This is a genomic window from Limnochorda pilosa (assembly GCF_001544015.1).
GTDB classification, from domain to species: domain Bacteria; phylum Bacillota; class Limnochordia; order Limnochordales; family Limnochordaceae; genus Limnochorda; species Limnochorda pilosa.
Window position 1 is genome coordinate 3,314,052 of record NZ_AP014924.1, and the last position, 22,021, is coordinate 3,336,072.

General features: G+C 71.1%; 19 protein-coding genes and 1 tRNA gene. 4 read left to right on the forward strand and 16 right to left on the reverse strand.

The window, feature by feature from the left end; translation table 11 throughout:
* Positions 1 to 69: 69 nt before the first annotated feature.
* The 16 genes from LIP_RS14765 to LIP_RS14840 form a co-directional block, all read right to left on the reverse strand.
* Positions 70 to 1,977 (reverse strand): translocation/assembly module TamB domain-containing protein, encoded by a 1,908-nt coding sequence (locus tag LIP_RS14765; protein WP_068140082.1) that lies wholly within the window; start codon positions 1,975 to 1,977, stop codon positions 70 to 72.
* A 151-nt stretch (positions 1,978 to 2,128) separates the two neighbouring features.
* A complete protein-coding gene (locus LIP_RS14770) occupies positions 2,129 to 2,734 on the reverse strand; it encodes a cob(I)yrinic acid a,c-diamide adenosyltransferase (protein WP_068140085.1) in 606 nt (201 codons plus the stop codon).
* Between the two features lie 53 nt (positions 2,735 to 2,787).
* Positions 2,788 to 4,077: an MFS transporter gene (locus LIP_RS14775; RefSeq protein WP_231699445.1), complete on the reverse strand. Its 1,290-nt coding sequence runs from the start codon at positions 4,075 to 4,077 to the stop codon at positions 2,788 to 2,790.
* 95 nt (positions 4,078 to 4,172) lie between these two features.
* Positions 4,173 to 4,247 (reverse strand) — tRNA-Asn (locus LIP_RS14780).
* Between the two features lie 14 nt (positions 4,248 to 4,261).
* Positions 4,262 to 5,785: a lysine--tRNA ligase gene (gene lysS, locus LIP_RS14785; RefSeq protein WP_198409572.1), complete on the reverse strand. Its 1,524-nt coding sequence runs from the start codon at positions 5,783 to 5,785 to the stop codon at positions 4,262 to 4,264.
* Positions 5,786 to 5,839: 54 nt separating this feature from the next.
* Entirely contained in the window at positions 5,840 to 6,322 is a 483-nt protein-coding gene (greA, locus tag LIP_RS14790; RefSeq protein WP_068140090.1) for a transcription elongation factor GreA, read from the reverse strand.
* A 215-nt stretch (positions 6,323 to 6,537) separates the two neighbouring features.
* Positions 6,538 to 6,759 (reverse strand): 50S ribosomal protein L31, encoded by a 222-nt coding sequence (gene rpmE, locus LIP_RS14795; RefSeq protein WP_068140093.1) that lies wholly within the window; start codon positions 6,757 to 6,759, stop codon positions 6,538 to 6,540.
* Between the two features lie 78 nt (positions 6,760 to 6,837).
* Positions 6,838 to 7,929, reverse strand: coding sequence for a peptidoglycan DD-metalloendopeptidase family protein (locus tag LIP_RS14800; RefSeq protein WP_068140096.1), 1,092 nt, complete (start codon positions 7,927 to 7,929; stop codon positions 6,838 to 6,840).
* A 178-nt stretch (positions 7,930 to 8,107) separates the two neighbouring features.
* Positions 8,108 to 9,379, reverse strand: a complete 1,272-nt coding sequence (gene rho, locus LIP_RS14805; RefSeq protein WP_068140099.1) for a transcription termination factor Rho — start codon at positions 9,377 to 9,379, stop codon at positions 8,108 to 8,110.
* Between the two features lie 245 nt (positions 9,380 to 9,624).
* Complete coding sequence (locus LIP_RS14810) at positions 9,625 to 9,807, reverse strand: hypothetical protein (protein WP_144440530.1); 183 nt, start codon at positions 9,805 to 9,807, stop codon at positions 9,625 to 9,627.
* 357 nt (positions 9,808 to 10,164) lie between these two features.
* Complete coding sequence (locus LIP_RS14815) at positions 10,165 to 10,650, reverse strand: bifunctional nuclease family protein (protein WP_068140103.1); 486 nt, start codon at positions 10,648 to 10,650, stop codon at positions 10,165 to 10,167.
* A gap of 58 nt (positions 10,651 to 10,708) precedes the next feature.
* Complete coding sequence (locus LIP_RS14820) at positions 10,709 to 12,367, reverse strand: CTP synthase (RefSeq protein WP_068140106.1); 1,659 nt, start codon at positions 12,365 to 12,367, stop codon at positions 10,709 to 10,711.
* A 179-nt stretch (positions 12,368 to 12,546) separates the two neighbouring features.
* Entirely contained in the window at positions 12,547 to 14,238 is a 1,692-nt protein-coding gene (gene argS, locus LIP_RS14825; RefSeq protein ID WP_198409573.1) for an arginine--tRNA ligase, read from the reverse strand.
* Positions 14,239 to 14,314: 76 nt separating this feature from the next.
* On the reverse strand, positions 14,315 to 15,208 hold the full coding sequence (gene speB, locus LIP_RS14830; RefSeq protein WP_068140109.1) for an agmatinase: 894 nt from the start codon (positions 15,206 to 15,208) through the stop codon (positions 14,315 to 14,317).
* Positions 15,205 to 16,044: a polyamine aminopropyltransferase gene (gene speE / locus LIP_RS14835; protein ID WP_068140112.1), complete on the reverse strand. Its 840-nt coding sequence runs from the start codon at positions 16,042 to 16,044 to the stop codon at positions 15,205 to 15,207. The genes speB and speE overlap by 4 nt, the downstream gene beginning before the upstream one ends.
* Before the next feature lie 110 nt (positions 16,045 to 16,154).
* Positions 16,155 to 16,613 (reverse strand): pyruvoyl-dependent arginine decarboxylase, encoded by a 459-nt coding sequence (locus LIP_RS14840; protein WP_068140115.1) that lies wholly within the window; start codon positions 16,611 to 16,613, stop codon positions 16,155 to 16,157.
* Between the two features lie 223 nt (positions 16,614 to 16,836).
* On the opposite strand from LIP_RS14840, the gene LIP_RS18665 reads away from it, so the two are divergent.
* From LIP_RS18665 to LIP_RS14860, 4 genes are all read left to right on the forward strand, one after another.
* On the forward strand, positions 16,837 to 18,771 hold the full coding sequence (locus LIP_RS18665) for a hypothetical protein (protein WP_068140119.1): 1,935 nt from the start codon (positions 16,837 to 16,839) through the stop codon (positions 18,769 to 18,771).
* A complete protein-coding gene (locus LIP_RS14850; RefSeq protein WP_068140122.1) occupies positions 18,768 to 19,514 on the forward strand; it encodes a hypothetical protein in 747 nt (248 codons plus the stop codon). The genes LIP_RS18665 and LIP_RS14850 overlap by 4 nt, the downstream gene beginning before the upstream one ends.
* A complete protein-coding gene (locus LIP_RS20145; RefSeq protein WP_068140125.1) occupies positions 19,511 to 20,905 on the forward strand; it encodes a hypothetical protein in 1,395 nt (464 codons plus the stop codon). The genes LIP_RS14850 and LIP_RS20145 overlap by 4 nt, the downstream gene beginning before the upstream one ends.
* A gap of 151 nt (positions 20,906 to 21,056) precedes the next feature.
* Positions 21,057 to 22,013, forward strand: coding sequence for an AAA family ATPase (locus tag LIP_RS14860; RefSeq protein WP_068142146.1), 957 nt, complete (start codon positions 21,057 to 21,059; stop codon positions 22,011 to 22,013).
* The last annotated feature ends 8 nt before the right edge of the window (positions 22,014 to 22,021 follow it).

The window sequence follows — 22,021 nt, forward strand, 5'->3', positions numbered from 1 at the left end:
TTAGTCACCGGCTCGCGCCCATTCTACCTCAAAGGCGTGTCGAAAGGATGACGCGCCGCCCGCGCCCGGCTAGGACGGAACCCAGGTGTCCAGGCCCGTGCGCAGGGGATGGCGCCGCAAGCGTTCCACCCGCACGGCTCCGTTGCCGAAGCGGAGGTCCAGCTGGGTGACCAGTTCCTGCCCCATGATCGGCCCTTCCTTGAGCTCCAGGCGGGCGGATCCCGTGGGATTCGACTGGTTGCCGCCCACCTCCGCCCGGCCGTCGAACCGGCCCGTCAGGAGGTACGAGGGGAGCTTGTACCCCAGGAGCGCCGCCACGGCTGGAAGCGACTCGTCCGTGACCTCCACCTCCAGATCCAGCCCCGGCCCTTCCCCGGCCACCGCCCCGTCCACGCCGGGGCCCATCCAGCCCGTCACCCGGTAGCGACCTCCCTCCACCCGGCGGGCCGTGAGCTGCTCGAGGTGCAGGCGGTTCCAGGATCCGCTGAAGGCCCCCTCCACCTGATCGAACCGCGCCGGGCCCATCACCAAGCGTGCGGACGATGCGCGGCCCGAGATGCTCGGATCCCGTGGGGCGCCCTCCAGGTGGACCTCCCCGTCTGCCTGGCCACCCAGGCCCAGCACCCGGGCGGCCTGAAGCGCCTGCAGGGGGAAGCCTTTGCTGCGGAGGTCGGCCTGGAGCGTGCCGCCCGGCGCATCGCCCGGGCGCCACCAGCCGGCTCCCTCCAGGCGCCCCTCGCCCAGCTCGACCACGCCCTGGCTCACCTGGAGCCGCCCCTGGGTCCAGGCGAGTTCGGCCCGCAGGCGATCCACCTCGCCCCCGAGGAGGGTCGGGTGTGGGGCGGTCACGCTCCCTGCCAGGGTCAGGTCCGCCCAGGAGCCGGACATCCTGCCTTCGAGCGCGGCCTCGCCCTTCAGGAAGCCGGCGACGAAGGGCAGGTACCGTTCCAAGGGCAGGCGCTCCCCCTGGAGGTCCACCGCGGGTCCTTCGGCCGAGATCCGGCCCGAGGCCGTCAGGACCGCTCGACCGTCGTCGAGCCGCAACGGCTCCAGGCGCAGCCCACCCTCCTCCCAGGTCATCCATCCAGAGAGGGTGTCGAACCGGTAGCGGGGCCAGCCGGCCGCTCGCGCGTCCACGGTCACCGGCGCCCCCCGGACCTCCATGCGGAGACGGGGCCACTCCCCATGCCCGGCGAGGGTCCCGTCCAGCCCCACCGGACCCGCCAGCTGGATCGCCTGGGGCCAGCCGTCCACCCGCTGCAGGAGCCGCGTGATCCAAGGGGCCGAGAGGTCGCCGGTGGCATGCACCTCGCCCGCCCACAGGCCGGCACGATCCAGGGGGACCTGGGCCTCGACGCCCAGGCGGGCGCCGGCCTCCTCCTCCACGGCGAGCCGCAGCTCCAGCGCATTCCGGCCGGGCGTGGCTGCCCGCACCGCCTCCGCCCTCCCCGAGAGCCTGGCGATCTCACCGGCGGCATCGGCCAGGGTCACCTCGGCCTCCTCCACCCGGAGGTGCACCCCCTGGGGGAGGCGGGCCAAGAGGACGCGGGCCTGCTCGGACGGGGTCTCGCCAGCCGGATCCGGGGCTTGACGGGCACCTGCCGTCTTCGGTGCCGGGGGTTCCCCCTCGGGCAGCAGGAGCCGTGCGTGAACGCCGCGCACGACCACGGCGTGCGTCGCGGCCACAGGATCGCGGTCCCGAATCCAGCGGAGGAGGTTGAAGCGGATGGAGACGGCCTCGGAGCGAACGTCGGGGTTCCCGTCACCGTCCAGGTCCAGGCGGAGGGCCGACGCCTCGAGGCTTCCGGGACCCGTGAAGCGCACGCTTCCCAGCTCCGCGCCCACGCCCGGAAAGGCCCCGACCAGGGCCTCCTCCGCCCAGCGCGCCGGCAGGCCCGAGCTGTTGACGCCCAGGATCGCCACCGCCGTCAGCAGGATCAGGAGGCTCCCCGCGAAGAGGAGACGTTCAATCCACATCCACCGTCGGGCCAGCTCGGCAGCACCTCCGCCGGAGCGACACCCTGTCGCCCGTGCGTGGACCGGCCGGGGCCCGGCTGCGGGCCCCGGCATGTCCCGCTGAGGAGTGAGCTTCGCCTCCCGCCGAGTGCGGACCTCTTAGGAACTTGCGTCAGGCCTGGGAGCCCGTGGGTGCCGTGGGCTCCTGCCGCCGGGGATGCCACGGCTCGTCAGCGGAGCCCAGGCCGTGGTTCACGGCGCGCGCCAGGACGAAGAGGTAATCGGAGAGGCGGTTCAGGAGTGCGAGCACCGCTTCAGGAAGGGGTTCCTTCTGGTGGAGAGCCACCACCCGCCGCTCGGCCCGGCGCGCCACGGTACGGGCCACGTGCGCCTGCGCGCCTAGCACGCTGCCCCCGGGCAGGATGAAGTTCCTCAGGGGAGGCAGCCCCTTCTCCAGGGCGTCGATGGCGCGCTCGAGCTCGGCGTCCGCCCCGGGGGCCAGATCGGGCACCGGCGCCCGGCTCGAGGGAGGGGTGGCCAGGAGCGCTCCCACCTCCAGCAACCACCCTTGCACGCGCCCGAGCAGCGACGTCCAGAGCGCGCGCTCGGCCTCGGGAAGGGCGCGCGCCTGCCCGATGCCGGCCCGGAGGAGGCCCAGGTGCGCGTTCAGCTCGTCGACGCTGCCGTACGCCTCCACCCGGGCCGCGCTCTTGGGGACGCGCCTGCCGCCGAAGAGGGAAGTCTCGCCGGAATCCCCCGTGCGGGTGTAGATCCTCATGCCATCTTCCCTCCGCCGAAACGCGCTCGGTGCCTCGCGTTGGGAAGGGTTCGTCAGGACTCGGCCGGTCCCTTCCCAGGACCGAGCACCAGGCGTCCGGGCCGAAAGCCGAGGGCGACGGCCGCGGCCGTGGCGGCCGCAAGACCTGCCGCCGTGAGGTAGAGGGCCCAGGGCCCCCACCCGGCGCCAGCGGCCAGGCCGAAGGCCGGCGGGCCCGCGGCCACGCCGAAGAAGCGCATGGATCCGTAGAGGCAGGTGACGGCCCCCCGCCGGGCGGCGTCCACGGCCCCCGTCACGGCGGTGTTGACCGGCGTCAGCGACGAGCCCACCCCCACCCCCAGGACCATCAAATCCACCAGGCGCCAGGTGAGGCTCTGGAGGAGGGGCAGCGCGGCCAGGGCGAGGGCGGTGGTGCCCAGGCCGAGAACGATGGCGGGCTGGACGCGTCCCGGCCGGCCCTGCAGGAGACGACCGGTCACGTAGGAGAGGAGCGCCATGGCCGTCACCGGCACGGCCAGGGCAAGGCCCTTCCACAGGTCCTTCACCCGGTAAACCGCCTCGAGCTGATCCGAGAAGGCGGCCAGGGCGCCGAAGAGGAGGAAGAGGCTCACGGCGCCCGTAGCGTAGGCCCCGGCCAGGGAGGCGCCCTTCTCGCGGTAGACCTGCTTGAGCCCCTGGAAGTAGCGGCGCACCGGCTGGCCGCGGGGTGGTCCTTCGGGAACCAGCCACCAGACCGCCAAGGCCGCGGGAAGGGTCAGGGCGCCATAGAAGAAGAAGGGGGCGAACCAGGCCACCACCGCGAGTAGCGACCCCAGGAGGGGGCTCACGACCTTGCCGGCGCCGTTGGAGGTTTCGAGCAATCCCAGTGCCTTCGCCCTCCGGCCGCCGGGAAGCAGGTCGCCGGCGAGGGTCATGGCGAGCTGGTAGGTTCCTCCGGCCCCCACCCCCTGCAGCACCCGGGCGCCCAGGATGAGCGCGAAGGGCTCGTCCGCCAGCACCGCGGAGAGGCCGGCCAGGAGCCCCCCGGTACCGTACAGGACCAGTGCCGGCACCATCACCACCTTGCGCCCGTAGCGGTCCGAAAGGGCGCCGGCCACGGGGATCAGGAGCCCTGCCGGAACCGAGAAGGCCGTGACCAAGAGTCCTACCTGGAAGGAGGTGATCCCCAAGGTCCTCTCGATGAGCGGGAAGACCGGGATCAGCATGGAGTTGCCGAGAACCATGACGAAGGGAACGCTGCAGAGGGCGGCCAGGGCCCAGGGGTTGAGGCTCCGCGCTTGGCGTGCCGAAGGCCCTTGCCCTTCCTGGGCTTCCCGTGGGGGGGAGGCCTCGGTGGGGTGCATGGTGCTCACCCCGACAGTCTGCTCCGGGCCCGCCTGCGTCATTCCCCCGGGCCCGGGCGCGACGAGGGCCGTTCCCCGGTCGGGGAACGGCCCATTGGCTCCTCGGGCAGGACTCGAACCTGCAACCACCCGGTTAACAGCCGGACGCTCTACCATTGAGCTACCGAGGACCGCGCTCCCTAGTCTAGCTTGGCTCCGCCGGCCTGTCAAGACGCCCTAGCGGGCGCAGGTGCGGGAAGAGGAGCACGTCCCGGATGGAGGTCTGCCCCGTCAGGAACATGACGAGGCGATCCACGCCGATCCCCAGCCCGCCCGCCGGGGGCATGCCGACCTCCAGCGCGTGGACGAAGTCCTCGTCGAAGAACTGGGCCTCCTCGTCCCCCCGGGCCCTGGCCTCCGCCTGGCGCCGGAAGCGGGCCGCCTGATCCAGCGCGTCGGTGAGCTCGGAGAACCCGTTCCCGATCTCCCAGCCGGCCACGTACGGCTCGAAGCGGTCCACCCACTCGGGCGTCCCGTCCTTCCGCCGCGCCAGGGGCGAGACCTCCACCGGGAAATCCACGATGAAGACGGGCCCCTGCAGGGTGTCCGCCACCCGGCGCTCAAAGAGCTCGGAGACCACGTGGCCCACGCTGGCGCCGGGGGGAACCTCCACCCCGACCTCCGCCGCCCGGCGGCGCGCCTCCTCGGGGGTCGCGTGCCGCAGGTCGACGCCGGTGCTCTGCCGAACCGCCTCGATCATGGGGAGCCTTGGCCACGGGGGGGTGAGGTCGTAGGTGCGGCCCCCAAAGGCGACCTGCCGGGAGCCACAGACCTCCTCTGCAAGGACGGCGACCATCTGCTCCGTGAGCTGCATCATGGCCTCGGCGTCCCCGTAGGCCAGATAGCACTCCATGCTGGTGTACTCGGGGTTGTGGGTGGTGGAGACACCCTCGTTCCGGAAGTTCTTGCCGATCTCGAAGACCTTCTCGAAGCCGCCCACCAGCAACCGCTTCAGGTAGAGCTCAGGCGCCACCCGAAGGTAGAGCTCGGCCTGCAAGGCGTTGTGAAAGGTGACGAAGGGTCGGGCGTTGGCCCCCCCGGGGATGGGGTGGAGGATCGGTGTTTCCACCTCCAGGTACCCCCGCTCCACCAGGAACCGGCGCATGCCGGTGAGGATCAGGCTCCGTTTCCGGAAGACCTCCTTCACCTCTGGGCTCACGACGAGGTCGACGTAGCGCTGGCGGTAGCGTACTTCCACGTCCCGGAGGCCATGCCACTTGTCAGGGAGCGGGGCCAGGGACTTGGTGAGGAGGACGAGCCGGTCCACCTCGAGGCTCACCTCTCCCCGGCGGGTCCGCACCAGATCGCCTTCCGCGCCCACGATGTCCCCCACGTCCAGGTCGGCCCAGAGCCCGTACGCGGCCTCGCCCATCCGCTCCGCGCGAAGGTAAAGCTGGATGGTACCGCTCTCGTCCCGGAGGTCGGCGAAGCTCACCTTACCGTGGGTGCGCCTCGCCATGAGCCGTCCGGCCAGGCGGCAGCGCGATCCCTGCAGCTCGTCGAAGCGCTGCAGGAGCTCCGATACCGCGTGGCTGCGCGGGTAGGCTCCGGCGTAGACCTCCACCCCCCGCGCCCGAAGGCTCTCGAGCTTGGCCGCCCGCTGCTCGTCCACCCCGAGGGCGGACGGCTTCCCACGGTTCAGGGTCGCTTCATCAGCCGTACCCGGCACCTCCCGGAAACACCGCCGGGCCGGACCCGGTCGGGCCCGGCCTCGGTGGGAGCCTCAGTCGTGCACCACGTCGATGATCTCGAGCTGGATGATCCCGTCCGGGACCTTCACCGCCACGACCTCGCCCCGGTGGTGGCCCAGCAGGGCCCGGCCCACAGGGGATTCGTTGGAAATCAGGTTCTCCGAGGGGTCGGCCTCGGCAGAGCCGACCACCCGGTACTCCACTTCCTCACCCAGGTCCACATCTTTCACCCGAACGCGACTGCCCAGGGCGACGGCTCCGTCCCGCGTCTTCTCCGCGCTGACCACCCGGGCGCGCCGCAGCGTCTTTTCCAGCGCCGCGATGCGGCCCTCGATGAAGGCTTGTTCGTTCTTGGCGTCGTCGTACTCGCTGTTCTCGGAGATATCCCCCAGCTCACGGGCTGCCTTGATGCGTTCGGCCACCTCCCGACGCTTCTGGGTCTTCAGCATCTCCAGCTCACTCTCGAGCTTCGCCAGACCCTCTTTGGTCAGGAGGACTTCCTGCTCGTCGCTCATGCACAACGGCCTTCCTTTCGCCGGAGAAATCTTTCGCACCCGGTGCGCGCCGCGGGCTGCCGGTGGACCGCGCCCGAGACAAAGGCAAGCCACCCCTGGGACTCGGGGTGGCCCGGCGCAACGGGGACCCGCCGGCTGTACACAGCCAGATTCCTGGGGCGATTATACCCACGGGCGTAGTCCCCGTCAACGGAAGCGGGCCGCCCCGTGTCCCGCTAGCCTTCCTGTCCGCTCTCGTTCCGTCCGTAGCGACGCTGGAAGCGCTCGACGCGGCCGCCCCTTGCGGCCCGCTGGCGGGTTCCGGTGTAGTAGGGGTGGCACTGGGAACAGATCTCGACCCTCAGCGGCACCGCCGAGGTGGAACCCGTCTCGAACGAGTTCCCGCACGCGCACGTCACCGTGACGCGGTGGTATTCAGGGTGGATGCCCTGCTTCACGAGCCCTCACTCCCTTCCGAAGACGCCGGCCCGATTCTACCACGGTGACCTGCGCTCCGCAACCTGTGGGCTGTGGCTTCAGCGCAAGTAGCGCAGGGGATCCACCGGCTTGCCCGCCGTACGGATCTCGAAGTGGACGTGCGGGCCGGTGGAGTTGCCCGTGGACCCGCTGCGGGCGATCACCGTTCCCCGTGTGACCCTCTGCCCCCGCTTCACCTGCAACCGCGAGTTGTGGGCGTACCGGGTTTCGACCCCCCGGCCGTGATCGATGACGACCAGGTAGCCGTAGCCGCCGTTCCACCCCGCGTACCGGACGACCCCGTCGGCGGCCGCCCGGACCGGGGTACCCACGTCCACCGCCAGGTCCACGCCCTCGTGCATCCGCCCCCACCGCTGGCCGAAGCGGGAGGAGATCCTCCCCCGTACGGGCCAATCGAAGGCGCGGCGGAGGCGCCCGTTGGCGTCCACCAGGAGGAGCCGCTGGGCCACCAGGGCCTGAGCCCCGGGTACGAGCAGGACCGAGCCCAGCTTCAGCCGCGACGGATCCTGCAATCCGTTCGCCTCGACGATGGCCTGCAGGTCGGTGTTGTAGAGGCGGGCGATGTCCCAAAGGGTGTCGCCGGCCCCCACGGTGTGCAAGGCTCCCCGCAGGTTCGGAACCGCGACGGTCTGGCCGGGGCGGAGGCGGGTGGGATCGATGCCTTCGTTGGCCGCGGAGAGGGTATCCACGTCGATGCCGTACTGCCGCGCGATGGTCCACAGGCTCTCGCCGGCCTGGACCGTGTGCCGGTTGAGCTGGAAGGTGGTGGGACGGGCGGCCGTGACCTCCGGCGCCGGCTCGGTACCGCCCTCGGTTCGGGGTGGCTGGATCTCCTCGCTGGGAAGGCGCGAGGAGCCGGGCTCGGACGCGGGAAGGACGGTCGCACCTGGCAGCGACGCCCGCGCCGAGGCGGGCGCCACCTCCTCCTCGATGGAGGACCCGCCGGGGGTGCTGTCGTTCGGAAGCGGCTCCCCGCCCTCGTAGACCTCCTGGGCGAGGCGCCACTCGTCCGCGGGGACAGGCCCGCCCTCGGCCGGCACATCGCGCCGCCCACCGCCCACGCTGACCGCGACCAGGAGCGCGACCGCGACGAGCAGGGCGACGACGCTGTGCGGCGTCTTGGCCTCCATCTGGTTCCTCCCCCCGGCGCCCCCCACCCCAGGCTGCCCCGGGGTCGCGCCGTACAGATCGCCGTCCGGCCCTGATTCTTTCGGGGTGCCCGCAGCATTTCCTCCCTTGCCGGGACACGATTCCCTTCGGCAAGGATCGGCGCTTCCGGGGACGGGGACCGCTCAAGCGCGCCCGAGTTCACGTCCGGACATTCTCAGCGAACTGGGAGTGGATGATCATGTCGGTGAACTCCCGGTTGTTCTTGGTGTGCGTGAGCCGATCGATGATCAGGTCCGTCGTCTCCGCGGTCCCGAGGGAGCTGAGGACGCGGCGGAGGATCCAGGTCATCTCCAGCTCCTCGGGGGAGAGGAGCAGCTCTTCCTTCCGGGTGCCCGAGCGGTAGATGTCGATGGCCGGGAAAATGCGGCGCTCGGCCAGCTTCCGATCCAGATGGAGCTCCATGTTGCCGGTTCCCTTGAACTCCTCGTAGATGACCTCATCCATCCGGGAGCCCGTCTCGATGAGCGCCGTGGCGATGATGGTGAGGCTGCCGCCCTCCTCGATGTTCCGGGCGGCGCCGAAGAAGCGCTTGGGCCGGTGCAGGGCGGCGGGGTCCACGCCGCCCGACAGGGTGCGGCCACTGGGCGGTACCACCAGGTTGTGCGCCCGGGCGAAGCGGGTGATGCTGTCCAGCAGGATCACCACGTCCACCTTCTGCTCCACCAGGCGCCTGGCCCGCTCCAGTACCAGGTCGGCGACCCGCACGTGGTTCTCCGGCGGCTCGTCGAAGGTGGAGCTGACCACTTCGCCGTCCACCGAGCGCTGCATGTCGGTCACCTCTTCGGGGCGCTCGTCGATGAGAAGCACCATCAGGTGGACCTCCGGGTGGTTGACGGCGATGCTGTTGGCGATCTTCTTGAGGACCGTGGTCTTGCCGGCTTTGGGGGGCGAGACGATCATGCCCCGCTGCCCCTTGCCCAGAGGGGCGATGACGTCCATCAGGCGCGTGGCCACGTCGCCTGAGCCCTCGACCTCCAACCGGAGCCGCTCGTCGGGGTAGACAGGGGTGAGCTTGTCGAACTCGGGCCTGCGCCCCGCCTTCTCGGGATCGTCCATGTTGGCCGCCACCACCCGGAGAAGGGCGTGGTACCGCTCGCCTTCCTTGGGCTTGCGCACCTGGCCGGTCACCAGGTCGCCCGTGCGCAGCCCGAAGCGGCGGATCTGCGAAGGCGACACGTACACGTCCTCGGCGCCCGGCTCGTAGCCGTTCACCCGCAGGAAGCCGTACCCGTCGGGCAAGACCTCCAGGATACCATGGGTGAAGATGAGCCCTTCCTTTTCGGCTTGCTTCTTGAGGATGGCGAGGACCAGCTCGTTCTTGCGCAGCTTGGCCGCGCCGTTCATGCCCAGTTCCTTGGCCACTTCGTGCAGCTCCGCGGCCGTCTTGGTCTGAAGCTCCGAGATGTTCACTCCATACTCCTCCTTGCTTCCGGCTCCGCAGGGCTGTGCGCGCGAGAAGGCCCGATGATGACGATCGACCAAGCTAGCGGCACGAGGGAGGCGTGCGTGAAGGGAGACCGGTGTCCATCCATAGGTTCCGCAGGTCTTGCGTGCGGTATGAACCGCGTTGGGCTCCTTATTCGGGATCGGTGCAGACCTGGTACCGCCTGGCCTGTGGGGGTCCAGCCCCGTGGGGCCGGAAGCGCCCCCTGCCCTCATCCGTTCCGGCAGGCGCCAGACCGTGACCCGCCTGCCGCAGCTTCCTGGATCGCCGACTCGAGGCTGGTCACCAGCGCCTCGTCGCCCACCAGGCCCAGCTCCGTCTGGGAACCCGGGCAGGTGAGGCTGACAAGCTGGGCGCGCGCCAGGCTTCGGCTCTCGAAGGTCAGGCGGTGCATCACTCCGCACGTCTTGCACTGCGCGTCCAGAATCCATCCGGGACGCCCTCGGCTCAAGCGCCCGATGGTACAACCGCACGTGCACGAAAAGCTCTCGGGAACCGGCGGGTCGGCGTCGAAGAGGGAGAAGCTGCGCCTGTACGGGCGACCGCAACCGGGGCACCACAGGAGAACCAGGCGCTGCGTGTCAATCACCACATCTGCTTCCACCCCTACCCCGAGCCGGCTCAGTAGTTTCACACACAATGCCGCAATTCCTTCTTGGTCGGGGTGATGATTCCTTCATTTGGGCCGAAGGGGAGGGGGTGCATACCGCGGCACGCCCCGGGGGTGTCCGCCCCCGAGGCGCCGGCGCATTCAACCCTTGAGGTTCCGCTCGAAGTCGTCGGGCGTGAGCCCTTCCAGAAACTTCCTGAACGCCTCCATCTCGTCGTCGTCGATGGGCTTGTTCGCGATGAGCGCCTTGGCCGCCACTTCCTCGGAGATGTAGATCGGGCTGTCCGACCTAAGCGCCAGAGCGATGGCATCGCTCGGACGGGCGTCGACCTCCATCTCGCCGTCGCGGCTCTTGACGTAGATCTTGGCGAAGTAGGTCTCGTCCTTGAGATCGCTGATGACGACGCGGTCGACCTTGGTGTTCAACGTGTCCAGCATGGTCTTCAGGAGGTCATGGGTGATCGGACGCGGCGGCTTCATGCCCTCCATCTGGATGCTGATCGCTTGGGCCTCGGCAGGACCGATGAGGATGGGAATGAACCCTTTCTCTTCAGCGTCCGTGATGACCACAACAGGCATCATGCTGTTCTGGTCGATCCCGACCACCTTCACTTTCATCTTGACCATCGGGCTCACCCCCGGATCTGCCGTCTACCGCTATTCTAGCACATCCCCCGCGTGACTTCTAGCGGAGCCCCAGCTCACCGGAGAGCCGACTGCCGGCCGCTTCCACCTCTCGTCCGGCCCGGTACGCCACCGCCCCGCCCACGAAGCCTCGGTAGAGCGGGTGCGGCCGGTTCGGCCGCGAGCGCCACTCTGGGTGAAACTGGCAACCGACGAACCACGGATGGTCTGCCAGTTCCACGATCTCCACCAGGCGCCGGTCGGGCGAGAGCCCTGTAAGGCGGAGCCCGGCGGCGGTGAGGGCGGTTCGGTACCCGTTGTTCAGCTCGAAGCGGTGCCGGTGCCGCTCGTAGATCACGGACTCCTCATAGAGTTCCCGGCTGATGCTTCCCTCCTCCAGCACGCAGGGGTAGACGCCCAATCTCATGGTTCCACCCATGTCTTCGACGTCTGCCTGCTCGGGCATGAGGTCCACCACGGGATGGGGGGTCGCCGGGTCGAACTCGGAAGAGTTGGCGCGTTCGAGCCCGCAGGCGTTCCGGGCGAACTCGATGACGGCCACCTGCATCCCGAGGCAGACCCCGAAGTATGGGATCCGGTGCTCCCGGGCGTACCGGGCTGCCATCATCATGCCCTCCACGCCCCGGCCGCCGAAGCCCCCTGGGACCAGGATCCCGTCCACGCCGCCCAGCAAGGACTCGACGGGCTGGGACTCCAGGTCTTCCGAGTGGACCCACCGGACGTTCACCCGGGTGTCGTGGACGATGCCGCCATGGGTGAGAGCCTCCACCACGCTCAGGTAGGCGTCGGGAAGGGCCACGTACTTGCCGACGATGGCGATCTCCACCTCGCGGCTCGGGTGCCGAACCCGCTCCACCATCTCCCGCCAGGCCGCCAGGTCGCGCTCGCCGGCCTGCAGGCCGAGCTTCTCGATGACGATGTCGTCCAGCCCGGCCTCCTCCAGGAGGAGCGGGACCTGGTAGATGGTCTCCGCATCCAGGTTGGGGATGACTGCTTCGGGCTCGATGTCGCAGAAGAGGGCGATCTTGTTCCGTACCTCGTCGGGCAGCGGGCGCTCGGAACGACAGACGATGACGTCCGGCTGGATGCCGATGCTGCGCAGCTCCTTCACGCTGTGCTGGGTGGGCTTGGTCTTCAGCTCCCGGGAGGCCTTGATGTAAGGAACCAGCGTGACGTGGACGTAGAGGCAGCTCTCCCGGCCCAGGTCGCTCTTCAGCTGCCGGATCGCCTCCAGGAAGGGCAGGCTCTCGATGTCGCCCACGGTGCCGCCCACTTCCACGATGACCACGTCGACGTTGCGCTCCTTGGCCACCCGCAGGATGCGGTCCTTGATCTCGTTGGTCACGTGGGGGATGACCTGCACCGTCCGGCCCAGGAAGTCCCCGCGCCGCTCCTTGGTGATGATGGACCAGTAGATCTTGCCGGCGGTGAGGTTGGAGAGCTTGGTCAGGTCCTCGTCGATGAAGCGTTCGTAGTGACCCAGATCCAGGTCGGTCTCGGCCCCGTCGGCGGTGACGAAGACCTCGCCGTGCTGGAATGGGCTCATGGTGCCTGGATCGACGTTGATGTACGGATCCAGCTTCTGGACGGCCACCGAGAGGCCCCGGCTCTTCAGCAGCCTGCCCAAGGACGCGGCGGTGATCCCCTTGCCCAGGCTCGACACCACCCCGCCGGTGATGAAGATGAACTTGGACGACATCGGCGCCCTCCTCCCACGATCTGCGGGGCGCACCGGCCGGCGGGATCCGCCACCCCCAGGGGGTGCCCTTCGCCTATTATAGCAGAGCGTCCGGGCGCGCCAAGACACAGTTGCGCGGGGCACCGGGCCTGGAGGGCCGAAGCGGGCGTACGCCGCCAGGGACCCACGCGCTCCCCGCCCTACATCCGGTCGGGCGCGCTGACGCCCATGAGGTCCAGCGCCCGCCGGAGGGTAAGCTGGGTGGCCCGGGCCAGGAGCAGGCGGGCGGCTTCTAGCTTGGGGGATTCGCCCAGGATCCGGTGGTGGGCGTAGAAGACGTGGAAGCGCCGGGCCAGCTCCTGCGCGTAGAAGGAGAGGCGATGCGGCTCCCGGCGGTCGGCGGCGAGGCGCACCTCGGAGGGGAAGGCGGCCACGTGGCGAAGGAGGTCGTCCTCCTCGTCGCTGGTGAGCGCCGATAGGTCCGTGCTTCGGGGGTCGGGCAGGTGCGCGGCCGGGTCCGCGCCCTCGCCGAAGGCCTGGCGGAAGACGCTCGCGATGCGGGCATGGGCGTACTGTACGTAGTAGACCGGGTTCTCGTCGGACTGGCGGACGGCGAGCTCCAGGTCGAAGTCCAGGGGGGCGTCGAGGCTTCGGGTGAGGAAGGTGAACCGGGCGGCGTCCACGCCCACCTCATCCACCAGGTCGCGCAGGGTGATGAACTCCCCGGCGCGCTTGGACATCCGCACCGGCTGGCCGCCCCGGGTGAGGGTGACGAGCTGCAGCAGGAGCACCTCGAGCCGGTCGGGCGGGTACCCCAGCGCTTCCAGGGCCGCCTTGGTGCGGACGATGTGCCCGTGGTGGTCGGGGCCCCAGAGGTCGATGAGCCGCTCGAAACCTCGCTCCAGCTTCTCCCGGTGGTAGGCGATGTCGCCCAGGAGGTAGGTCGGCTGGCCGTCCCGTTTCACCACCACCCGGTCCTTCTCGTCCCCGAAACGGCTGGTGGCGAGCCAGACGGCTCCATCCTCTTCGTAGCTCATGCCGCGCTCCCGGTAGAGGCGGGCCACCTCGTCCACCTTCCCGGCGGCGTGCAGGTCCCGTTCCCGGAACCAGCGGTCGAAGCGAACCCCGTAGCGCTCCAGGTCCTCCCGCTGCTGGGCCACCATGCGATCGGGTCCTTCACGGCGGAGGAAGGCGTGCCGTCGCTCGGGCTCCCACTCCAGCAGATCCGGGTGCTCCCGCAGAATCGCCCCGGCGACCTCCCGCACGTACTCTCCCTGGTACGCACCCTCGGGCAGCTCGAGAGGCTCACCCTGGAGCTCGCGGCAGCGGGCCTCGATGGTGCGGGCGAAGAGGTCCACCTGGTGACCGGCATCGTTGACATAGTACTCGGTGGCCACCGGGTGGCCGGCTGCGGCCAGGCAGCGGGCCAGCACGTCGCCCACGGCCGCGGCCCGGGCGTTGACCACGTTCATGGGTCCGGTGGGGTTGGCGCTCACGAACTCCACCAGGATCCTCTGGGAAGCCTCGGCCCGGCTCTCGCCGTAGCGGTCGGGCGCCTCCAGCACCCCGGGCACCACCTCGTGGAGCCAGCCGGGGTGGAGCCGGAAATTGATGAATCCAGGCCCCGCCACCTCCACCCGCTCCACACCCGCGGCTTCGGCATCCAGGTACGCCACCAGGATCTCCGCCAGGTCGCGGGGCCTCATACGGGCACTCCGGGCCAGCACCAGCGCGGCGTTGGTGGAGAAGTCCCCGTGGGCCTTCTCCCGGGGCACCTCCACGTCGAACGTCGCCTCGCCGGAGAGGTGCACCCGGCCGGCGGCGACCGCCCGTTCGAGGGCGTCCCGCACCGCTCGGTTCAGCTCCGCTTCCCATCGCGCCAGAAGATCCAATCTCGACTCCCCTTCTTCTTCACGGGCGCTGGCGTGACCCATTGGACCCGGCCGGCCCCGCGCGGTTCCCCACCTACTACCCCGGTGGCAACGCCAGGAGGGCTTCCCGCACCACCTTCGCCGCCAGGAAGGCGCTTGCCTCCCCGGGGCCGTCGTAGGGCGGCGAGAGCTCCACCAGGTCGCACCCCACCACGTTCAGCCCGGCCAGGGAACGTACCGCCGCCAGGAGATCCGCGCCCGACCACCCGCCCGGTTCCGGCGTCCCGAGGCCGGGGGCGAACCCCGGGTCGACCACGTCCAGGTCGACGGTGACGTAGACGGGCCGGGTCCCAAGCTCGGCCTTGAGCGCCCGCAGGGCGGGGAGGGCTGCGGCGGGGTCCGACGGGAGCAAGCGGCTACGGGAGCGTGCCCACGCCATCTCCTCCCGCTCGCCGGATCGGATGCCGACCTGGTGGATGCGCTCCGGCCCGAGCACCTCGCCCGCCCGACGCATCACCGTCGCGTGGGAGAGCTTCTGGCCCAGGTAGGTGTCGCGCTGGTCAGCGTGGGCGTCGAACTGAAGGACCGCCATCTCCGGATAGCGCTGCGCCGCGGCCTGCACCGCCCCCAGGGTGAGCAGGTGCTCGCCCCCCAGGAGGAACGGCCAGTGGCCGTCGTCGAGCAGCGCCCCCACCGCGTCCTCGATGAGGGCCAGCGCTTCCTCCACCCGTCCGAAGGGGAGGAGGAGGCTCCCCGCGTCGTGGAAGGCCAGGTCCTCCAGGTCGCGCTCCAGTGATGGGCTGTAGGTCTCGAGACCCTCGCTGACCGCCCGGATCCGCGCCGGACCGAAGCGCGCCCCAGGCCGGAAGCTGATGGTGACATCCATGGGAACGCCCAGCAACACGGGGCCGGCCTCGTCGTAGGAGGCCCGGGCCCTCAGGAAAGGCGAGTCGGGCACCCGCTCCACCTGGCTCCAGCGCTGCACGCTCATGGGCGGATCAGCTCGGTCACGAACGCCGGAAGGGCGAAGGCCGCCCGGTGGAGCTCCGGCGTGTAGTAGCGGCACGAGCCCTCAGGTCCCCGCCCGGCGGGATCCAGAGGATCCGGGCCCAGGCTTCCCAGGGTAAAGGACCACAGGCCGCTCGGATACGTGGGAACGCACGTGAGGTAGAGCCGCGCCAGCGGGAAGACTTGAGCCGCGGCCCGGAAGGCCTGCCGTAGCAGCTCCCGGTTGAGGTAGGGCGACTCGGTCTGGGCCGTAAGGATCCCGCCGGGGGCGAGCGCCCCCCGCACGTCACGGTAGAACTCCTCGCTGAAGAGGCCCACCGCCGCCCGCACCGGATCCGTGGAGTCCACCACGATCACGTCGAAGGGAGGCACGTCGCCCTGGCCCGCCTGCTGGACGTACGCCCGCCCGTCGGCGGCCACGACCTGAACCCTGGGATCATCCAGCCCCGACGAGAGGCTGGGGAGCCAGCGGCGCGACGCTTCGACCACCGCGGGATCGATCTCGACCAGCACCGCCTGCTCCACCGAGGGGTGCTTCAGCACCTCCCGGATGGCTCCCCCGTCACCGCCCCCAATCACCGCGACCCGCCGCGGGCGGGGATGCGTGCTCAGCGGCACGTGAACCATCATCTCGTGGTAGGCCGCCTCGTCCCTCTCGGTGGTCTGGATCATGCCGTCCAGGGCCAGCATCGTGCCCCAGGGCTCGGTTTCCAGCACCGACAGCTCCTGATAGCCCGTCTGGCGATGCTCCAGCACCTTGCTGGCCTTCACCGAGATCCGTAAGGACGCGGTCTGGTTTTCCGTGAACCAAAGCTCCATCGGTCGCCGGCCGCTGCCGGCCCACCTCCTCACCTGCCTCCGGCGCCGTCGATGGGCGCCGGGGCCCATGCTCCCGCTGCGCCCGTGCTCCCCGTCACATCCCGGGCCGGTCAGTACCAGAGGGCGCAGCCGGCGAACGCGCACCCGACGCGCTCGACCCGGTGCTCGGCGGCAATGGCGCGGACGGCGACCAGCGGGATCCCCCGGTGGCGGAACGCCTCTTCCACCCGGCGCCGGACCTCCGCCTCGGCCTCATCCCGACTGCACCGGCCGCCGAACTCCATGATGACCCCGAACGAGTCACGGCTCAGCCCCACGGCCACGGCCGCGGCGACCTGCGTCCCCGGCTCCTCCGAGGTGAACGATCCATACGCGATGGGCAGGAGCGAGCCCGGGGGCACTTCCAGGCGTTCCACCTCCTCCGCTCCCGGCGGGAGGATGCTCGAGACCCTGATCAGATTGAGGTTGCCCACTCCGGCCGCGAGCAGGGCATGATCGAACGCGTTGAGGCTGGTCGGTCCCTCGGCCCCGGCGGCCACCAGGGTGAACCTCTTGGGCGTGGGAAGCACCTGAACTCCTCCTGTGAGGCTGCGGCCGCGGTCCAAAGGCAGCCCACCGCCCGCCACGGCTGCGCCCGCTGACGAACGTGCAGATGCTAGTATAGCAGGGCGCCCTGGAAAAACCAACAGATTCCCTACACCCCTTCCCTGCGCCGCGCGGATGCAGAAAGCGGGAACTTCCGGCAGCCCTGCGGTATAATGGCATCGAGACCCGCGGCAGGGGTTGAGGCCCATGGCGACCCTGGCAAGACGGGGCGCCCGCGCCGGGCTCGCACTGGTCGTCCTTCTCTGGTTCACGGCCTGCGGCCCCCCGGGGCACGCAGATGCCGGGGCGACGGTGACCCAGGGCCCGCTCGAGCTGGAGGCCGACGTGGGCCTGGGCGGCGTGATCCGCCCTGGCCTTCCCTTTCCGTTGCAGCTCCACGTGGAGAACCGTGGGGCCGATGTGGACGCGGACCTGCGCGTCCTCACCCGCCGCGTGCGGCTCGACCACCCGTGGGTCCAGGTGGACGAGCTCCGCCTCCCCATCCGGCTGCCTTCGGGCGGCCGCTTCACGTGGAACCTCACGCTCTCCTCGGAAGACGTGGTCCACCCCGTGCAGGTGGAGGTCTGGCCCAAGACGGGTCAGGGCGCCGAGCCCCTCCGGCTGGAGGTGCCGCTGCGGCCGCTCGCAACACGGGAACCCATCGTGGCCCTCGTCAGCAGACGAGGGCTGCACCTGCCGCCCGCAGAGCAGCCGGCGATCCTGCGGGACGCGCGGGTGGTGGAGCTTCGGCGTCCGGAGGTCCTTCCCCATCAGTGGGACGGGTGGTTGCCGGCCCAGTGGGTGGTGGTGGACGACATCCCCCTGGGGTCGCTGGCGGCGCCGCAGGCGGAGGCCCTCCGTCTCTGGGTGCTGGCCGGGGGGCGCCTCCTGGTGCTCCCGCGAGCCGCCTCGTCCCTGCCCGCGGGCTGGGCCGACCTCTTGCCCGTCACGCCCCTGGGTAGCTCGCTCTCGCTTGAGGGTACGACGACGGAGCTGGGCAGGGTGCCCTCCGGGGCCACCCTTTACTTGAGCCTGCCGCAGCCCGGATCGGAGGAACTCCACGCCCTGGCAGGGGTTCCCCTGGTCGCTCGCGTGCGAATGGGGCTTGGAACCACTGGGTGGATCGGTTTCGACCTTTCCGACCCGCTCCTGGATGCCCCCTTGCGGGTGGCGCTGCTCGAGGCGGCGCTTGACGGCCCGGTGCGGACGCCGCCCCCCGACCCGGGCAGCGGCTCGCCCCTGACCTGGCGATCCCTCCGCTCGGTGCCGGTGCTCCCTCCTTCCCCTCTGCCCCTTGCGGCACTCCTGGGCGGCTACGCGCTCCTGGCCTACCTCACCGTCCGGCTCGCCCGGCGGCGGCAGGCCCTACTGGGTGTGGCGCTCTTGGCCGCGCTTGCTTCGGTGGTCGTGGCGGGCTCCGCACCCTCCGATCCCAAGGCGAGCGCCTTCGCGGCGGTCCAGGTCCTGGAGGCGTCGGGTGGCTGGGGACGCGGCTGGGGCGCCTGGCTGCTGGGGCGCGCCGACCCGGCTCCCACCCGCCTCGCCGTGAACCCCGCTTCGTGGCAGGTGGGGCCGCTGGACGAGGAACGCCGGGAGACACGGACCCTCCTCACCCTCGAGGCAGACCTGCGCGGCTACCAGTGGCAGGGACCAGGATACCTTCCAGCCACGGTGCGCTGGCCGCTGCCGCTCGATCTCCACCTGACGGCCGCAGGCGGCGGCACCTGGTGGGTGGAGAATCGCTCGCGGGCGCGGCTCGAGATGGTGCTCTTCTACGATGGCGAGAACCTGCTCCCCCTGAACGACCTTCCTCCCGGAGGCAGCCTCGCGGTGGACCCCCACGATCCTCTCCTGCGGCTGGCCCGCATCGGCATCCGGCAGAGCGGGCTCGCGGAGCTGCGGCGCTGGGCGGTTTCGAGGCTGGATCCCGGGGAACTCACGGCACCGCGCACGCCCCTGGTCACCCGGGCTCTCGAGGAGGGGTGGGAGCGGCTCGGGCGCCAGCCGGAGCCCCTACCTGTGGTGATGGCCCTGGTCGAGCCCTCGCCCCTGCCCGACGGCGCTCCCCCCATGGGGCCGGCGCCGGTGGTGAGCCTGGTGATCCTCCGCCCCTCGGCCGGGCCAAGGGGTGACGGGCCATGAGGGAACTCCGTCTGACGTGGACGCCGCCGGGGACGGGGCCCCGCGACGGCGAGCCCGACACCACCGGTCGGGCCCTGTTCGGCCTGCACCTGGCGGGTTCGCTCATGGCCTTGCTGGCCGCCTGGCCGCCGGGTTGGCGGCTGGGCGAGCCGGTGCTGACCGACCCCTTCGGCACGTGGTGGGGAGCCGAGGCGGCCTTTCTGAGCCTCGCAGCCCTTCAGTTCGGAGCCGGTCGCTGGCGGAGCGAGCCCGAACGACGGCCCGTCGCGGAGGGCGCCCCGTCGAGCGAAAGCTGGGCGTGGCTCCTTCTCCTGGTGGCCAGCGTCGTCCCCGCGGGGGTGGCGGCGTACCGGGTGAACCCCTTGCCCTCGCCCCCGCCGGCGATCCTGGCGGCGGCGCTCGGGGCGGACCTCTTCTTCTTCGCCAGCCTGGGCCGGACGTTGCGCCGATGGCAGCTGGGGGAGCCGTCCACCGGCATGGCCGCCTGGGGTCTCTTCCTCCTCGTCGGGGCGGGCGTCTGGCTTCCAGGAGCCCGCGCCTTCGAGATCATTCCCGGCCGGGCTCCCCTGCCCGCCCTGGGACCGGTGCCTTTCCCGCTCCTCTTCGACCAGCCGCCCATCTCCATCGGCCCCTGGCAGCTTCCTCTGGCCGCGGTCACCGCCGCTGGTTGGGCCGCCGCCGGCCTCGCGGTGCGAGCGGGGGGACGGCTGCTGGCACGCCGCGGGAGGGGGCTCGTGCCGTGACCACCTGGGAAGCGCGCCTGCGCGCCGTACGCGTGCGGCTCCTGCAGCGCGGTGCGGCCGAAGAAGGGCCCCGCCTGGCCCTGGTCACCACGGCCCTGTGGGCCGCAGGGACCTTGCTCGCCCGAACCGTGGGAGGCGTCGGACTCCCCTGGCCGTGGCCCTGGGGCCTGGGTGCCAGCCTCCTCGCGGCCGTCCTCCTCCTTCCGCTGCGACTGAGGCATCAGCTTGGCCTTGGGCGTGCCGCCGAGACGTCCGACCGCTTCCTGAACAGCCGCGACCTCCTGGCCACCGCGCTCTGGCTGCAGGGGCAGCGACCCCTGCCGGCCGCGGGCCCCCTCGTCCTCCAACGAGCTGCCGCCGCGGCCTCGAGCCTCGACCCCGCTCGCGCCGTGGGCGCGCCGGCCGCCCCCGTGCTGGTCCGGCGACTCGCCGTCCTCACGGGTTTCGCCCTCCTCGGGGTGTGGGCGAGCCTGGCCGCTCTGCCCACCCTCTGGCCGGGCGGCGTGCGGCCCCCGCAGGAGGTCCGGCTGCCCGTCTCGCACCCCCGCGCCATCGAGGATGAGCCCCTGGCCGAGCCGGATCCGCAGCCCGCCTTGCGGGAATCCCTGAAGGAACTGGAGGAGCAACTGGCCGAGGGCGAGGCCACGCCGCAGGCGGCTCGGGAGACGCTGGACCGGCTCCTGCGAGGGCTCGAGGCGGCCGACCCGGGGTCCGCGCCCCGCTCGCCGCTCTCGCCCACGGAGCAGTCCGAGCTCGAGTCGCTCCTCGAGCGGGTCATCGGGCGCTCGGGCGACCCCGCGTCCGGCGTCCCCGGCGAGCCCTCGGACGGGCGCGACGGTTCGGGCGAGCCCGACGGGGGCACGCCCGGCGACCGCACCCAGCCCCAGACCGGTCCGGGCGACCCAAGCTTCGATCCCGGCCAGGAGCCGGGCTCGCCCGGGACCGGACCCGGTCAGGAAGGCCCGTCCAGTGAAAGCGAGGTGCCCGGAGGGACGGGCGACGGGCAGTCCCACCGGCCCCTTCCCGGGGAGATGGGCGGGCAGGAGCCCCCTGGCGACCGCGAGGGCCCTGACGGCGAGCAACCCGGCTCGGGCCCGCGTCCCGGCACGGAGCCGGGCGACCCCTTCCAGGGTCCCGGCAACCTCCCGCCACCGGCGGCCTCGTCGGGGGAGCAGGACGTCCTTCCGTCCACACCCGAACCGGGGCCCTACGGGCTGGGCGAGGGGGTCCTCGTGCCCCCCGCCGCCCCTCTGGAGTCGGCGGGTCTTCCCGAACGACCCAGGGGGCCGGCGCCCGGCGCCGATCCCGGCGAGGAGCCCGTGGCGCAGCCGCTCCTCCCCGCCCTCTACCGGGAATGGCTTCAGCGCTACTTCGCCCCGGCCTCGCCCTGACCATCTCTGGCGCCATGCGGGCTGGGAAACGAGGGAGGTTTCATCGGTGCACGCGTCCGATTCCGTTGGACCTGCCGGCGACGCTCCGGCGGCAGGCGTTCACGCGAGCGACGCCCCACTCGGCGAGGAGGACCTGGTCCGCGCGGCCCGGATGGCCGAGGGCCTGCGCCAGGAGCTGGGCCGGGTCATCGTCGGGCACCAGGCGGCCGTCGAAGAGGTCCTGGTGGCCCTGGTGGCCGGCGGCCACGTCCTGCTGGAGGGAGCGCCCGGCCTCGGAAAGACCCTGCTGGTGCGGACCCTCTCCCGGCTCCTGGGGTTGAGCCACTCCCGCATCCAGTTCACCCCGGACCTGATGCCCGCCGACATCACCGGCACCCAGATCCTGGTCCAGGAGCACGAGGAGCGCACCTTCCGCTTCCGGCCCGGACCGCTCTTCGCCCATCTCGTGCTGGCCGACGAGATCAACCGGGCTACACCCAAGACCCAGTCGGCCCTGCTGGAGGCCATGCAGGAACGGCAAGTGACTGTGGGCGGCCAGGTCCACCCCTTGCCGCACCCCTTCTTCGTCCTGGCCACCCAGAACCCGGTGGAGATGGAGGGGACCTATCCCCTGCCCGAGGCTCAGGTGGACCGGTTCTTCTTCAAGGTGCGCATCGATCCGCCCGACCCCGATGCGCTGCTGGAGATCGTACGGAGGACCACGGGGCCCTCGGTGGCCGAAGCCCGGCCCGTCCTGCAGGGTGACGACCTGTCGTGGCTCCAGGAGCGCTGCCGCCACGTGGTGGTGGCGCCTTTCGTGGAGGATCTGGCGGTGCGCCTGGTCCACCTCACCCACCCTTCGGCTGCAGGCAGCCCGGAGGAAGTCCGTCGTTACGTGCGCTACGGCGCCTCCCCCCGCGCCGCCCAGGCGCTGGTGGTGGGGGCCAAGGCCCTGGCGTTCCTCTCCGGTTCGGCCCACGCGGGACGGGACCTGGTGCGCCGCCTGGTCCTTCCGGCCCTTCGTCACCGCCTGATCCTCACCTTTGAAGCCCAGGCCGAAGGGGTGGACCCCGACGTCCTGGTCACCCAGCTCGTGGAGCGGCTGGGTGCCGCCAGCCCGCGAGCGTAGCCGGGCGA